At 59.6% G+C, this 15,601-nt stretch carries 11 protein-coding genes; 1 reads left to right on the top strand and 10 read right to left on the bottom strand.

From position 1 onward, the window contains the following. The first annotated feature begins 13 nt into the window (after positions 1 to 13). Positions 14 to 784, top strand: coding sequence for a hypothetical protein (locus Q5Y75_RS00560; RefSeq protein ID WP_306193403.1), 771 nt, complete (start codon positions 14 to 16; stop codon positions 782 to 784). 15 nt (positions 785 to 799) lie between these two features. On the opposite strand, the gene Q5Y75_RS00555 is transcribed toward Q5Y75_RS00560, so the two are convergent. The 10 genes from Q5Y75_RS00555 to Q5Y75_RS00510 form a co-directional block, all read right to left on the bottom strand. Continuing rightward, entirely contained in the window at positions 800 to 2,446 is a 1,647-nt protein-coding gene (locus Q5Y75_RS00555) for a S1 family peptidase (RefSeq protein WP_306193402.1), read from the bottom strand. A 9-nt stretch (positions 2,447 to 2,455) separates the two neighbouring features. Further along, complete coding sequence (locus Q5Y75_RS00550) at positions 2,456 to 4,981, bottom strand: peptidoglycan-binding protein (RefSeq protein ID WP_306193401.1); 2,526 nt, start codon at positions 4,979 to 4,981, stop codon at positions 2,456 to 2,458. A gap of 454 nt (positions 4,982 to 5,435) precedes the next feature. Further along, positions 5,436 to 6,914, bottom strand: coding sequence for a M81 family metallopeptidase (locus Q5Y75_RS00545; RefSeq protein WP_306193400.1), 1,479 nt, complete (start codon positions 6,912 to 6,914; stop codon positions 5,436 to 5,438). A 6-nt stretch (positions 6,915 to 6,920) separates the two neighbouring features. Further along, the gene (locus Q5Y75_RS00540; RefSeq protein WP_306193399.1) at positions 6,921 to 7,778 is read right to left on the bottom strand and encodes an alpha/beta fold hydrolase; all 858 of its coding nucleotides are present in this window, start codon (positions 7,776 to 7,778) and stop codon (positions 6,921 to 6,923) included. 11 nt (positions 7,779 to 7,789) lie between these two features. After that, positions 7,790 to 9,805, bottom strand: a complete 2,016-nt coding sequence (locus tag Q5Y75_RS00535) for a CocE/NonD family hydrolase (protein ID WP_306193398.1) — start codon at positions 9,803 to 9,805, stop codon at positions 7,790 to 7,792. Continuing rightward, a complete protein-coding gene (locus Q5Y75_RS00530; RefSeq protein WP_306193397.1) occupies positions 9,805 to 11,808 on the bottom strand; it encodes a CocE/NonD family hydrolase in 2,004 nt (667 codons plus the stop codon). The genes Q5Y75_RS00535 and Q5Y75_RS00530 overlap by 1 nt, the downstream gene beginning before the upstream one ends. Next, the gene (locus tag Q5Y75_RS00525; protein WP_306193396.1) at positions 11,805 to 12,785 is read right to left on the bottom strand and encodes an ABC transporter ATP-binding protein; all 981 of its coding nucleotides are present in this window, start codon (positions 12,783 to 12,785) and stop codon (positions 11,805 to 11,807) included. Before Q5Y75_RS00525 ends, Q5Y75_RS00530 begins: the two co-directional genes overlap by 4 nt. Beyond that, entirely contained in the window at positions 12,782 to 13,768 is a 987-nt protein-coding gene (locus Q5Y75_RS00520) for an ABC transporter ATP-binding protein (protein ID WP_306193395.1), read from the bottom strand. Before Q5Y75_RS00520 ends, Q5Y75_RS00525 begins: the two co-directional genes overlap by 4 nt. Next, positions 13,768 to 14,646, bottom strand: coding sequence for an ABC transporter permease (locus Q5Y75_RS00515; RefSeq protein WP_306193394.1), 879 nt, complete (start codon positions 14,644 to 14,646; stop codon positions 13,768 to 13,770). Before Q5Y75_RS00515 ends, Q5Y75_RS00520 begins: the two co-directional genes overlap by 1 nt. Then, positions 14,627 to 15,571: an ABC transporter permease gene (locus Q5Y75_RS00510; RefSeq protein ID WP_306193393.1), complete on the bottom strand. Its 945-nt coding sequence runs from the start codon at positions 15,569 to 15,571 to the stop codon at positions 14,627 to 14,629. Before Q5Y75_RS00510 ends, Q5Y75_RS00515 begins: the two co-directional genes overlap by 20 nt. Positions 15,572 to 15,601: the final 30 nt, after the last annotated feature.

The following is a 15,601-nucleotide window of genomic DNA, read 5'->3' as shown; positions in this document are numbered from 1 at the left end:
TGAGGAACACAAAATGCATCTGGATATAGAAACCTCGATTGAATTCGCCAAATCCGCCGCCCTTCCAGAGATCGAGGATTTTGGTCTCGATATCGAAGATGCCGGCGATCCGCCCAATTTCGACAAGCCGGAACTGGCGGTCACGGTCGGCTCGCAGATTGCGTCATTCGCCGACAACGTCGAACCCGAACTGCGGGAAAAGATCGCCAATGGTTTCCTTTTTGCCCAGCAAGCCGCGAACAAGCAAATCGACGGCGCGACCGAAGCATCATCCTTTGCCTGGTACAAAACCTATGTGCACGTCCTGACCCAAATTGGCTGGATGACCGAAGAAGATGCCAGGCTCGACCGGATCATCAAGGGCACCTCGGTGCAAGTGCACAAAGAGATCATCCCTATCCTTTCGGCCGCCCTTGGACCGGCGGCTGCGACATCTGCCCTTGTCGTCAAGGTTCTGGAAGGGCTCAGCCAGATGGATGCCGATTCACGCTGGTTCACGATCTTCGACAGCGCCTCTCAGCGAGCCCAGGCAAACCAATTCCAGATGAGCCATATCGACAAGGTCGATGGTGCGCCCCGCATCAACCTGGTGAATTTCGAACTGGCCGCAGAACGGTCGGTCAAGCAGGTGCTGTTTTTCAAGCTGGATACGAACAGGGCCGAATTGCGCCACACGGAAAACGAGATATCGGTGAACGAGCCGATCTTTTCCGAGGTCGCCCCCATCATTGCCGATCGTCTGCAGGATCGTATCCGTCAGTTCGTGATGGATATCGACATCTGACAGGTGTGCGGAGCGCTACGACGTAGAGCCCCGCGTGGCCTCTGCGATCGAGCCCATCCAGATCCCCTGATTTGCGGAATAACGCCCATCCTGATTGTTCAGCTTCTGCATGCCTTTCTCACCTGTTTCGGGGTCGTATTTTCGACCGCCGTGATGCAGCGCGATGCAATTCCAGATGTCGTCGAAAACCGGACTGCCTGAATTGCCGGGCTCGGTGGGTGCGAAATAGTGAACGCGGCGACATTGCGGATCAGTCGGCGTCGCGTTCACGCGGCATTCGTGATCAAGCAGACGGTTGTCCTGAAGCGAAAACTGCATCTCGCCACCGGATGGATAGCCGATGATATAGACACGCGGCTTCGGCTCTTCATCCAGGTCCGGAAAATCGTCAGGATGATCTACGATCGGGATCGGTTCGAACAGATCAGCATCTGCGTCAATCGTGAAAATCGAGCAATCGAGACCACCCTTCAAAGGTGACTGGAACAGAATTTCCTTGATCAGGTAAAGCTTCAGCTTGTCTTCTTCGTCGCGCGCACCCTCAAAACGCACCTGGCCGCCCGAACGCGGCGTCAAGGCACGGTGTTCACCGTCCCTGTTCAGGACGTGATAGTTGGTCATCAGGCAGGCGTGGCCAGTAGCTTTACCAGCAAGGCCCAGCTTGTAAGCATCAACGACAAAAGCCGTGCCTACGCGCCGCTGCGCGCGGGTCAGCACAGCCGCCACGCTTTCAGCCCGCTTTACGCCGTCCAGAAGCCAGCAGTAAGTCTGCAAACCGTCCTCACCCAGAACCTTTTCGGGTTCGACGTCAGACAAATCGGGCAATTCACCGCCGGTGACGACGATGGTCGTCGACGCCTCCGAGGTGCTTTTTCGGCTGTCCCACAAACCCTTGGCCATAAGCATAGCCAGAACCGCCTGCCCACGCGGCCCGCGAGTCTCGATCCGCCACAGATCACGGAACTGCCGCAGCGTGCCGTTGTGCTGAAACGGGGTCAGCCCTGCGCCAAGGTACGTGTTCAAGCTTTCTTCGACCGCATCCCAATTCCCAAGGACGATATTCGCCTCGGCCCGCGTGGCATGAGCCCAGGCATCTTCGTTGTCCGCACTCTCAAGGATATCACAAACCCGTCGGGCAATCGCAATCGGATCGGGATCGCCTTCCAGCCGAACACTGGTCGCGCGAGTTATGTCGGCCAATGCTGCGGCATTGATCAGCGGATAAAAGGCCGTGTCAGGCCGGACTTCATGGGCCGCGCAATAGGAATCGAACGAGGCCTGCGCATGTTTTTGGGCTAATTCAGTAGCGCCGCGCGACAGCGCCTTTTGAAACATCTCTTTCTCGGCCCGCCCCAACAGGGCCAGCAGTTCAATCCTTTCATCCTCATTCGGCTCGGCGGAATCCAGAACCGATCGGATATACCCGCTCGCTGCCATTGCGTGACCATTTTCGATCATCGCTTGGGCATAATACTTGATCATCGTGTTGCCCGCCGGCCAGTTGGTGAGGTATTTTTCGGCCAATTCCGCCAACAGTTCATGCTCGCGATAATCCCTGAGCTTTTCCAGCCGGTCCAACGCCACCTCTTCTGCGGGAAAATCCATCCCGTTCAGATCCTCGCGGACCTCGGCCACCAGCGTGTCATATGTATGTTCCAACATTTGCCCTACTCACCCCATCATGTCTTCTTCGCCAAGGCTGATACCATTGCGGATCGGTTCGGGATCATCGCCGATCAGCGGCGCGTCCCCGGCAGCCTCGGTCGACATGGACTCGGTGAAGTCCGGGTTATTCAGCGCATGGAACGTCGCCTTGTCAGCATAGCCCTCACCATCCAGCCCGGCTTCGGATTTGAACTTGAAAAGCGCCTTATAGGTGTTGAACCCGAACTTTCCATCCACGGTGCCGCGCAACAGGCCAAGCGAGACGAGCGACAACTGAAGATGACGCACCGCATCGCTGAAGTCGCCTCGATCCACGATATCGGTCACGACCATTGCCGAGTCACCCCAGATCGACTTGGCCTTGGCGAGTTCCTCCTCGCGATGCTCAAAATTCGTGAAACCCCCGTTGATCCGATAGGTCAAGGCACGCAGCTTGTCATCGTCGGCCAGCGCATTCATCGATCGCTCGCCCCTGAGCTTGCGCTGTGCCCAATACTCAGCAGCAATCCGCAGCGCGGTTTCCGGAGCGAAGGCCAGATCGGGCTGGCCAACAAGATCGACACCAAGCCGGTCGGCGTAGTTCTGATAGTTCTTACGCCCCGTCAGCTGGATCATCCCGCGTCCACGGTATTTGAAACCATCACCCGGCTGGGTGTTGCCCATCCGCCCACCATAGACTTTCTCGGCAAGGCCAGGTTCGTTCCTGACGAAAGGCTCGGCAGACTGAACGCTGGGAAACCGGCGCGGCCACATCGCATGGATGCGCGCCGCAGAGGTGTAGTTCAGCGACTCGATGCGGTGGAAGAAGCCGCCAGACTCGTGGCTGACCTGCGCCAGAAAATGCGCAAGGCGGCGTGCATTCGCATCAATGCCATGAACGCCAAGGATAGCATGGCCTTGTTGCAGGATTGCGTCGCGATAGTCATCTCGCGCGCGCGGCGCGAAAGCGTCAAATGTATCCGCCGTCAGTTTGGGGGTGTCAGCAGTAGTCGGTGTCGCTGGTGTGCCGGCTGTATTCGGTGCCGCTGGCAACGGTACGGCAGCAACAGTCACCTCAAGACCGACCGAGCCCGCCGGTATGCCTTCGATCTCGGCTGTGATTTTCAGGGGCACATCGGCACCGCCAAGGCTCAGCGAGGCGTTCGCGACTATCTGCATGCCATCGGACTCTGAGGCCGAGACAAAAGTGATCGCATTTGTCTGTGCGTTTTCCTTCAACTGAGCCGTCCCACCGGGCGTTGCAGACAGCTGAATGTTTGAGGCGGCCGCCGACGGGGCACCGCCTCCGGTTGCGCCTCCCAAATCAACTGCGGGTGCCGCCTCGTCCGCAAACACGCCCCAGCCTGTGGCCAGATCGTCCGCGGGGGAATAGATGCCGTCCGTCGAAAGCTCCCGCGCCGCTTCGGCCTCGACCAGTCGCTTCTTGGTGGACGGGCCGAAATATGCACTGCCGTTGAAGCCCAGTTTCTTTTGCAGGGCGGTGACAATCTCGCCCTCCGACCCGACGCGCAACCGCCCAAGTGCGGCCTGCACCAGCGCCGGGTCGTTGTCCTTGCCTACCGCCACGATGGCCGCCGCAATCGCCGCCTCGCGCCCGGTCAGTAACACATAGTCGATGCGCGCATTCCATCCGAGACCGCCGATCACCTTCTGAAACGCGCCCCATGCGCCCTTGCCGTCCGGTCCCTTGATGGTCTGGCAGCCCGCCGACGAAAAACTGGAATTCGAATAGGCACAATGGATGTTGTCATAGGGCTGTGACCGATCCCAGAAGTCGTCATGTGAATAGGTCAGATCGTGATGTGTCCTGAGGACAGTGCAAATGGCGTCCGCCGTAAGATTGTCGGGGTCCGTCATCCTCAAAGCAGGCTTGATCCGACCGCCTCCATGGGCGTTGACGCGGTAAATATAGCATCCCGTGGGCAGCAGGTTGCTTCGTGTGCTCTTATGCGGCCTTATCCCGTTCTTGAGCTTGTAGTAATTCTGCATCCACTTCTTGTTTGGAACGGTCGATCCGGCATAGGCACGCATCTTTTTCGTGTTGGAATCGAATATCCCGAGCGTACAATTAAAGCCCTTGTGATCCGGTCGCGTATCTTCGATCTGCACCCTATCGACGTTTTCCTGAATATCCGAACCGACAAGTTTCCCTCCGCGCAATCCAAACGCAATCAACCCGTTCTTTCCGCGCGGACGAAAGAGATTGGCTTTGACGAGGAGATCGAAAACGCGCCAACTGAATTCGAATTGAGATGCGGGGTTGAGACGTGCTGAAGCCGAGGTGTGGGAATGCGCGAAATCGGGCTGCGAGGGATCAGCACCCCATTTGACCTTCGGCAAGTCCACCTCGACCGAAACATCTACTTCGGCTTCGGCATCCAAAAGTTCCTGCAAAGCTTCGGGGCTGTCATCGTGTTCAGGAAGGCTCGTCGGGTCGGAGCTGACGTCCTCGACGCTTGTGTCGTCGCCCGTCAATTCACCACTTGGGCCAGGGTCTTCAGAAAGGTATACAGAGCCGGTTTCGCCTATCATCTTTGCCCTCCAACACTTTAAAAAATAATACAAAAAAGCACTTCAAAATTCTGCTTTGAGTATGCTGGGAACTTGGCATTTCAAAATTTTTGAGCCAACACTTTCCCGTGCTTTCGCTTCTAAAAGTTACCCAGAAAAGCACATCTTTTCAACTGTTCTGACAGTTGACTTGGGAATGTCGTCAGGCGATGCGCATCAAAAGATCTAACCCGCCGTTGATCTCCGGGCTGGTCTTGAAGTCTTTGAAGGGGGCAGGTTTGGACATTACTGGAGGTTACAAAACCCCCTGCCCTCCTCAACTTAAGTTCTTATGACAAGACCGGTCTGAAACCTAAAGAGTTCGAGAGCAGTAACCTGTTAAGCCGCCTTGGGCCCAGGTGGTTTTGCGTTACACCCCGCCATCAGCCGCAATTTGGCTCGATCTGTTTGTGTCGCTGCGAAGCAGAATAGCATCCTACCCTGGCGCACAGATGATTGCGTCACCGAAGCCTCGTTTCGTCAAACTGAATGGAGGCTCGCAGGGGAACAAGCCAGGCGATGAGACGCTGATGACCTTTGAGGCAATGGGCTCGAAGTCGGCCCGAAAATGCGCGGTGCTTTTGATCACAATTACTCGGGCCTGTTCTGGGCTCAGATTCAGGTGCTTGAACTGGGCAAGGTCGAGGCATTGGTTCCGGATACTGGTGACAACAACCGTGACATCGGCAGCCACATCTTCGACATGCAGCGCGCAGGTCGCACCGAGGGTCGCGATGCCGCCTCCATACATGGCCCCGGTATAGGGAACGTACCCTTCGCTCAGTGCTGTGACCCGGAAGCGCCCGTTAAAGGGCCGGTCTTCTGGGATGCCCGATCGCCCCCCAAGCGCGCCCTCGATCACCGCTCCGATCCCGGCCGCATGAGCCTGCTTCGCGAGATATGGGTCATGCATCAAGCCCAAAAGCGCCGTTTGCACCTTGCCGTCAATGAGGGCGCGCAGCAATCCGGTGGTGTCCGAGGATGCCCCAGCGCCCGGGTTGTCCTGTACATCAGCGAGTACGACGGGCTTGCCTGTTGACGTGGCGACCGCGCAGGCGACTGCCTCCTCAGCCGTTGTCAATCTCGTGTCGAATACCTCTTTCGCAGCAAACAGTCGGGCGAGCGCAGCGTCGGCCAATGCGTCTGACTCCGCTTGCGTTTGCGCATAGGCAATGACCGAGGACGCCGCATCTGACGTATCTGCGGCGGTGAACCCGAGTGCCATTTCGACATGTGTGTCGGCGCGATCAGGCAAGGCGTCGTACAGGCTGCGTGCGGGTTCGGCGCTGGTGACCTGGGCGTGCAACGGTATCCGCTCCAGGCCGCGTCGGAAGGATTTGGCGGGCCGCACGCCCCGCAGCATGGGCTGCAGGCGGGCCCAGCAGCGCGCGCCCGCCTCAGCCATATCAAGATGCGGATAGGTCTTGAAAATGCAGATCTCGTCCGACAACTCGACCATCTTCGCCGAAATATTCGCGTGCATATCAAGGCTGACAGCGATGGGTAGTGACGGACCGATTTCCTCGCGAATCCGGGTCAGCAGCGCGCCCTCGCCGTCGTCGTGGCTGTCTGTGATCATTGCACCGTGCAGGTCGAGGTATATCCCGTCGAGGGGTTCTGCACGGCGCAGCCCCGAGATGATGCACCGCGCGATAGTATCGAAAGCCTCATCCGTCACAAGACCGGAGGGTTCTGCGGCACACCACAGGATCGGGAACAATTCCGCCCCTGCTGCCTCTGCCACCGCAGTGAATCCGGCGATAGGCAGGTTCATGCCTCGTGTGCCTGATGTAACCTCTGATCCCGTCAGAAGAGCGGGCCAGCTATCGGCCGTCTCGAATTCGGCAAGCCCGGCACGTCCGGTACCGAAACTGTTGGTTTCATGCTGAAACCCGGCAGTGGCAATTCGTGGCATAAGATGTCAGGCCGTCGATAGTGCCTGAATGAGGATATCGCGCAGCTTGCTCGCCACTACCGCGGGTTTGTGCCGCACAAGAGAGACATGCCCGAGGCCGGGGATTTCGTGGAACGTGCCGTTGGGCGCCAGATCCGACACCACTTTGCACATCGACGGCGCGGTCTGCACGTCCTCGGAGAATGCGATAACATGGAAAGGAACGGGACAGGTCTTGAGCGCGTCGCGGCAATCGAAATCAAGGCAAGCCTGCCACTGATCAATCGTGTCCTGCGGGTCCCGTTCGCGAAAGCGCTCGGTGTAGCTTTCCTTGATCTGTGCCCAAAGCTCGGGGTCGTGGAGGGCCTTACCGGGGAAGGCATAGGCGGCGTAATGTGGCGCAAGGAAGTAGTCCGGCAGGACAATCCCCTGTTTGCGCAGGTCAATCTCGGCCTGCATCCAATCCCGGGTGAACCCGTCGATATAAGCAGCGGTGCCCATGGGGATGGCCAATTGTACCTTTTCCGGGAAGTCGATGGCTGTCGCCTGCGTGACCAACCCACCAAGCGACAAACCCGTGACCACGGCACGCCCCTCGCAGAACGCATCAATGACGGCCGCGCAATCGCGGGCATAGTCCTCCATCGACCAGGGCGGAGAAGGCGCTGTTGTTGCACCTGCCCCGCGCGGATCGTAGGAGATGCAGCGGAAGCGATCCGAAAGATGCGCGAATTGCTGGGAATAGGCGTCGGCCACCTGGTCCCCGCCGGGAACAAAAACGACGTTCGGCCCTGTGCCCTCGATAACAACACGCATCGTGACGCCGTCAGCGGTTGTCAGTGTCCTGAATTCCGCCTTGTCGCTAAATCCCGGAAATATGGCCATGTTTTAACTCCTTAAACGTGGTCGCGAGGGATGTCTTCTTGCCACTCGCGGGTCACGACCTCGCCAGTTGCATCTTTCGCGATCAATTGCGCAGTGATGCGCCAGACATCGCAAAGCGCTTCGACCGAGACGTAACTTTCAACCTCGGCGTGCCAGTCACCGCGATGATAGCTCACGTGCCAATTGCCATTGGCTTTCGCTGTATTTGGATCGTCGGGATGAATGTCGAACCTGTCTTCATTCCGGGACTGCACCTGAATGCCCGTATGCAGATGCCTAAGCACGCCGGTGTCACCGCCACGCATATAGGTTTCAATACCGCTTGCATAATCGAGCTTGCTCAAACGGTAGCTTTCGCCGTCGCTCAGAACTTCCGTTTGCAACGGGGTGGCACCTTCCGGCGGGCCAAAATCGGCCAGGGTCGGGCCATCTTGCGTCGGATCATGCGTTGGCAACACCAGGCTCGCCTTTGTCAGGACGAGCCGCGCCTTGTTTTGAGAGGGGAAAATCATCGGCCAGTAAGCCTGCGACAAGGCAAGCCGGAGGCGATACCCCGCCGGAATGCGCTGACCGATGACATTGAGTTGCACGGTGGCGTCTATGGGCTCCCCGATCGGCAAGGCCTCCGGATGTGCGTGGCTGTCCCGATGTGTAAGGTTCAGCACGCCGAAACTGATCAGCGTCGCAGGCCCGTCCGGCGCCACCAGCGAAAGAACCGACGCAAGGTTCGCCTGCGGCACGTCGCTGGCTGCGCGGACATGCATCATGGGGAAGCCAAAGATCTCCAGATCTTCGCGCAACGGCTCGGTCTCGAAAAAGACCATGTGCCCTGCTTCGCGGTTCTGATCCAGCGGGCCATCGGGATCGGTGCCATACATGCACCAGCTGGGCGCCGCGCGGCCGGCGGTTTCGTCGCAGGCGATTGTGATTGGATCGTCGGAAGGCGTACCGCCGAGCCCATCGGGCGAGACATGCAGCACATACTCCCGCGACACGGGCGATGGCCAACCGGGCGCGGAAATCCAGCGCCCCGGTCGTTCTGTCGAGGCAGGGTTGGGCGGCACCGGCTCCTGCATCCAGGCGCGGATCATCGGTTCGTCCATTATGCCCGTCTCGATGCCTTTCAGGTGCTGATCCCACCAGCGCAGGCATTCCTGAAGGAAGCCGATGCGGGGCCCCGGTGTGGCGAAATGCGGGTACTTGTGCGCCCAAGGACCCACAAGCGCCTTACGCGGGCATGACAGGTTCTGCATCATGCGAAAGATCGGGTTGGTGTATCCGTCTGCATAGCCACCAACGGCATAGACCGGCACCTGCACCGCGGCGTAGTCTTCGCAGATCGACCCATGCGTGTAGAGCGCGTCGCGGCGCTGGTGGCGCATCCAGTCAAGGAACCACAGCCCGTTATTGTTCAGCCGCTCCAGCCACAGATCACGCCAGCGATCGCCAACAAGCGCTGGATCAGGGGGCGTGTTACAGATGGAAAAAGCTGTGGCGCCCCAAGCAAGCTTGTCGGTTAGCATCGCGCCGCCCATGAAGTGAATGTCATCGGCATAGCGGTCATCTGTGGAACACAGCGAGATCACTGCACCGAGCGCCTTCGGTTGGCGGGCGGCCACCTGCAGCCCGTTGAACCCGCCCCAACTAATGCCGATCATGCCGACCTTGCCCGAACACCAGGGCTGGGCCGCCAACCAGTCGATCACCGCCAGCGCATCGTCCTGCTCTTGACGCAGATACTCGCCCAGACAAATCCCTTCGCTATCACCCGTGCCGCGCATATCGACGCGCACTCCGGCATAACCGTGACCGGCAAAATAAGGATGGGTCAGATGATCGCGCTCGACCGTCCCGTCGCGTTTGCGATACGGCAGGTATTCGAGGATCGCGGGCACCGGATCGTCTTCGGCATCCTCCGGCAACCAGATGCGGGCAGCAAGGCGCGTTCCCTCGGGCATCGGAATCCAGGTGTTCTCGATCTCGCGCACTTTGCGTGGAAAGTCTGTCTTAACCGCGATGGGTTCCATCACATGCCGTTTCTAGGAATTGCGTGGGTCTCTTCACGCTCAAAGATCAGCGCATCGCCCGACCAACAAGAGATACGCGAGAGCAGGTGGAACTCTGTCTCCGTCGCGGTCTGTTCCGCAAAGCAGTGGATTTTCGCATGCCAGTCCTCTCGTGAAAAGCTCGCTGTCTGTTCCATCGTGGCGCGCGCCGACAGCGGGTCATCGGCATGGATGGAATAGCGACGATCAGAGACGTCGCTCAGCACCGTGCCAATATCATCGAGCCGCATGTCGCCGATAGGTCCAAAGACACCACCATCAAGGTAAAATCGATGCATCACCTCTCCGGTCGTCAGGTCAGTATGGACGGAGCGTTCCATCGACCCGTCGCGGACGCGAGTGACGGGGCGCTTGATCTCGCGGATCGGCGGCGCGTGGGGGGCGGGTGCCTCAGCAGTGTTTTCTCGCAGCGGCAGATGCAGCGCGGAGGTGCCGGCGCGAAGTGTCAATCTTACTGGTGCGGGTGCGGGCCACAGGATAGGCCAATAGGTGGAGCCCACCTGTACGACCAGCCGGTGGCCTTTTAGCACCCGGTATCCGATACCGTGCAGCGGGACGGTCACCTCCATGATCTCGCCGGGGATGACCGGTTCGGGGGTTGTGTCGCCGATGCGGTGGGTCAGATTGGCGAACCCTCGGGTGATCAGTGTCTGCGCCCCATCCGGGGCCTCGTCCACCAGCAGCACCGCCACAAAACCCTGTTTCTGATCCGCGCTGATCTGCAAAGAGATGCTGGGCTGGCCCAGAATGTCGAGAGGTACATCTAGCGCGGGTCCACGGAACGAAAGCGCGCCGCCTGCATCTATGCGGCAGTCCACAGGCATGTCACCGGGGATCGCGAAAGAACACATGTCGCCTCCGGCCGCTCCGAATGTCTGCGGCGAACACACCGACATCTCAGCGCCTTCAAGCGGTTCGTGGCCCAGAACCCCCTCGTTCAGCCACAGCCTCTGAAGGTTCACATTCGACGAGGGCCAGCCGGCCTCCTCGATCCACCGTCCTTCGCGTTGCGAATGGCTGCCCGAGGGCCGCACGCTTTCTTGCATGAAAAACCGCAACGGGGGCTCATCCATCAGCCCCGTATCGATGCCTTTCAGCCAGTGATCCCAGAACCGGATTGCCTCGCCCACGAAATCGGCGCGAGGGCCGGGGATGCCCTCATGCGGATAAAGATGCGCCCAAGGGCCCATCATGATCTTGACGGGGCCGTTGAGGTGCTCTGCGATGCGGAATGGCGTGTCCCGGAACAGATCCGCCCAGCCGCCAAAGAAATAGACTGGCACCTGCACGTCGTCATAGTTTTCGCAAATCGAGCCGCGACGCCACATCTCGTCATGGGTCTGGTGTTCGAGCCACATGGCGGGCCAGAATTGCGCGCCTTCCAGTCGTTCTTTCCACATCTCCAGCCAGCGGTCCTCTCCTACGATCTGGGGATCGGGGGGCATGGCGTTGTAGAGCTGCATGATCGAGCCCCACCAGAAATTATCATTGGCCAGGCAACCGCCGTAGAAATGGATGTCTTCGCGCCAGCGGTCATCGCAGCCCATGACAGGGATGATCGCTTTCAAGGCGGGCGGGCGCAGCGATGCCACCTGAAAAGAATTATACGCACCCCAGCTCTTGCCGAACATCCCCACATTGCCATCGCACCAAACCTGCTCGGCAATCCAGGCGATGACGTCAACGCCGTCCTGCATCTCCTGATGCGAATACTCGTCCTCGGCCAGGCCATCGCTGTCGCCATAGCCGCGGATGTCGACGCGGATCGAGGCGTAGCCCGCATCGGCAAAGAGCGGGTGCATGCTTTCGTCGCGCATGCGCGTCCGGTCGCGGCGGCGATATGGGATGTATTCGAGGATGCACGGCACAGGCGTGCCCCGCGCGCCGTCGGGCAGCCAGAGTCGGGCGGCAAGCTTTGTTCCGTCCGGCATCGGTATCCAGATGGTTTCGATAATCTCGGTCATAGGGCAGGTTCCGTGATCGGCGGATCGGCTCCGGGTTCCAGCGGGAAATGGCAGGCAACATCGCCCGGCGGTGGCGCCTCGACGCGGCATTTCTCCTTTCCCCAGGGGCAGCGCGTGTGAAACTCGCAGCCCTCAGGGCGCGCCAGCAGCGACGGCACTTCGGCGGGCAGCGTGATACGATCATGCACCTTGTCCGGGTCTGGTTCGGGATTGGCCGAAAGGAGGGCTGCGGTATAGGGATGGTGCGGGTTGGCGAACATCTCTTCCGTCTCACCGATCTCGACAAAGCGGCCAAGATACATCACCGCCGTCCGGTCCGCGACGTGATGCACCACATGAAGGTTGTGAGTAATGATCACCATCGCCAGCCCCAAGCGCTCGCGCAGGTCGTTCAAAAGGTTGAGAACCTCACCCTGCACCGACACATCAAGCCCCGCCGTTGGCTCATCTGCAATGATCAACGCAGGGTCAAGCGCAATGGCCCGTGCAACACCGACCCGGCGTGCCTGGCCCCCTGAAAGCTGATGCGGATATCGCGTTGCAAAATCTGCCGGCAGACCCACAAGGGTCAACAACCTGGCGGCCTCGGCGCGCAAATCTCGACCCTCCGCGCCGTGGATCCGGAAGGGCTCCGTCACCAAGTCGCCAACGGTCATGCGGGGCGAGAGGGAGCCAACAGGATCCTGAAACATCATCGACATCCGCTTGCGTACAGCTTTCATCTGGGCCTTGTTGAGATTGTCTATGCGGTCACCGTCAAATGTAATTGTCCCTCTGGAGATGGCCTGCAGCCCGTTGATCGCCCGCGCCAGCGTGGTTTTGCCCGACCCGCTTTCGCCGACAAGGGCAAAGGTCTCGCCCGGACGCACGGAAAAGCTGACACCGGCCACGCCCAGAATGGCGCTGCGTTTCATAAGCCCCCCGACCGGAAAGGCGACCTGCACGTCATCGACCGAAAGGATCGGGGCATCGGTCATGCGCTGACCTCCTGGTTCGAAACCTCGTCGGCAAGGTTGCACCGCGCGGCGTGATCGTGGCCCAGGTTTTGCTCCACCTGAGGCTGATCACAGCCCAGGTGTTGTTGCAAACAGCGGGCTGCGAAGACGCACCCTTGGGGCCGCGCGCGCAGATCCGGGATTTCACCCGGTATCGTCGGCAGGATGCGGGTCCGTTCCGTCTGTCGCGCCGGATCGCATTCCAGAAGACGGCGCGTATAAGGGTGCCCGGGCGCATGGAAAACGTCACGGACGGTGCCGCGTTCGACAACTTCGCCTGCATACATCACCACCACGTCGTCGCACAGTTCGGCGATCACGCCGAGGTGGTGCGAGATGAACATGACCGAGCAGCCGATCTTTTTTTGCAAATCCTTGAGCAGTTCGATGGTGGTCACCTCAAGCGTAGCGTCAAGCGCCGTGGTCGGCTCGTCCGCAATGAGCAGCGCAGGCTCCATCATCAGTGCCATGGCAATGGCGATGCGTTGTTTCATGCCACCCGAGAACTGGTGCGGGTAACGTCCCAGCGCGCTTTCGGCATCCGGGATGCGTACAAGTTGCAGCATCTCTACCGCCCGCGCGGCTTTCTGGGCCTTGGACGCGTCGTCGCGGTACTGGATGTTCACCATCTGCTGCCCCACCGAAAGCACCGGGTTGAGTGCCCCCATCGGGTCTTGGAACACCGTCGAAATGCGCGGGCCGCGGAGGTTTTGCATCTCGACCTTGGAGAGTTGCGTCAGCTCGTGTGAGCCTTCGAACAGGATCTGCCCGCTGCGCACCTCGCCATTGTCGGCCAGAAGCCCAAGGATCGCGTTGATCAACGTAGACTTGCCGCAACCGCTCTCGCCCACTATCCCGACGATCTTACGCTCCGGAACCTCAAAGGCGACGTCCTTCAACGCGTGCAGGGGGCCGTCTTCGGTCGAGAAAAAGACATTCAGGCCAGAAATGGAGAGCGTGCTCATCAGCGTCCTTTCAGCCGTGGGTCAAAGACATCGCGCAGTGTTTCGCCAAGGAAAGTGAAGCCAAGGGTGGTGACGATGATCGGGATACCGCCTGCAATAGCGATCCAGGGTGTTTCGCGGATTTGCGCAAACCCGTCATTAAGGATCGATCCCCAGCTAGGCGTGGGCGGCCGGACCCCAAGGCCCAGAAAACTCATGCCCGCCTCAATGGCGATCACCACGGGGATATCCATTGAGGCGAGGATAACCAGCGGCCCAATCACGTTCGGCATAATGTGAACCCGCAAGATGCGCGCGGTCGAGGCACCCGCGCTTTGCGCCGCAGTAACGAATTCAGATGTCTTGATTGCAATGGTTTGTGTCCGCACGATGCGGGCATATCCCGGCACGTTGACAAGGATCACGACCAATATCACCGCCGTCAGCGATGGCCCGGTGATCGTGACAAGCGCCAGTGCCAGCATCACGGTCGGAAAGCTCTTCATGGCATCGAAAACGAGGATCATCAGGTTGTCGAGCCAACGCGGCCCGTAACCGGCGATAAGCCCCAACACGATACCAACGGCCAATGAGATTGCGGTGGAAACGAGGGCTACGTATAACGCGATCCGCCCACCATGCAGCACACGGGCTAAGAGGTCGCGGCCCAATTGATCGGTGCCCAGCAAATGCTCACCAGACGGGCCTTCGAAACGCACGCGCGGATTGATCCGGGTTGGGTCCCATTGAGTTAGGAAGTCTGCGAATACCGCACCAAAGATCACCAAGAGAACGAGCGCGAGTCCAAAGACACCAAGCGGTTCGCGCAAAAGCCGCTTGAGCGAGCGCATCCACTCGGAGCTTTGCGGGACGGGGGCGTTAGAAGCTGCTTCTGACACGAGGGTCCAATGCTCCTACGATGAGGTCTGCCACGAGGTTGAGCAGAACGAAGATGACGGTTGTGACCAGCACGGCCCCCGTAACCACCGGGAAGTTGCGCGTCAGGATGGCGTCGTAGACAAGCTTGCCCACACCCGGTCGGGCAAAGACGATCTCGGCAAAGACTGCCGAGGAGAGCATCTGCCCAATGCCCACGCCCAAAAGCGTGATGGTGGGTAGGATGGCAATGGTCAGCGCATAACGGTAAGTGATTGTCCGGTCCGGCAACCCAAAGGCGCGTGCAGTGCGAATATGGCTTGCTTCCAGCACTTCGAGCATAGAGGCCCGCACCATCCTTGCGATATAACCCACCCAGCCAAGCCCCACGGCGAGCGATGGCAAGATCAGGTGGACGAGTTGGTCACCGATATCCCCCGGTTCGCCCGCGCCGATGGCCGGGAGCCACTGCAGGGTCACCGCAAAGATCAAAAGCGCATAAATCGCGACCACGAAGGACGGCACGGCAATCACTGCCACCGACAGGATGCCGACGAGCCGGTCGGCGAAGCTACCGCGGTTGATTGCCGCCCAGCACCCTAGTGGGATGCCCAGAGCCACCGACCAAGTGATGCCGCCTGCAATCAGGATCAGCGTATATGGCAACTGTTCAAAAACCACATCGAGTACGGGACGGCCCGAGAGGACCTCTTCGCCCAGATCGCCGGTCCAGGCGCCCGAGAAGAAATTCCAGAACTGTACCCAGATGGGCTGGTCGAGCCCCATTTTGACCCGAAGCGCCTCTTTCATCGCATCGGTGGCGCGCGGCCCCAGCGCGACCGAGGCCGGATCACCCGGGACGAGATAGATCATGCAGAAAAGCAGGAACATCGCGAGCGACACGATCGCGATGGACAATCCTAGTCGTTTGACGGCGTAATTCAGCATGTTGCTGACCCTTGCACGTGAAAAGGCGGG

The organism is Ruegeria discodermiae (genome assembly GCF_030758345.1).
Lineage (GTDB): Bacteria > Pseudomonadota > Alphaproteobacteria > Rhodobacterales > Rhodobacteraceae > Ruegeria_C.
The sequence above is the reverse complement of the archived record's forward strand: the minus strand, read 5'-3'. Positions and strand labels throughout refer to the sequence as shown.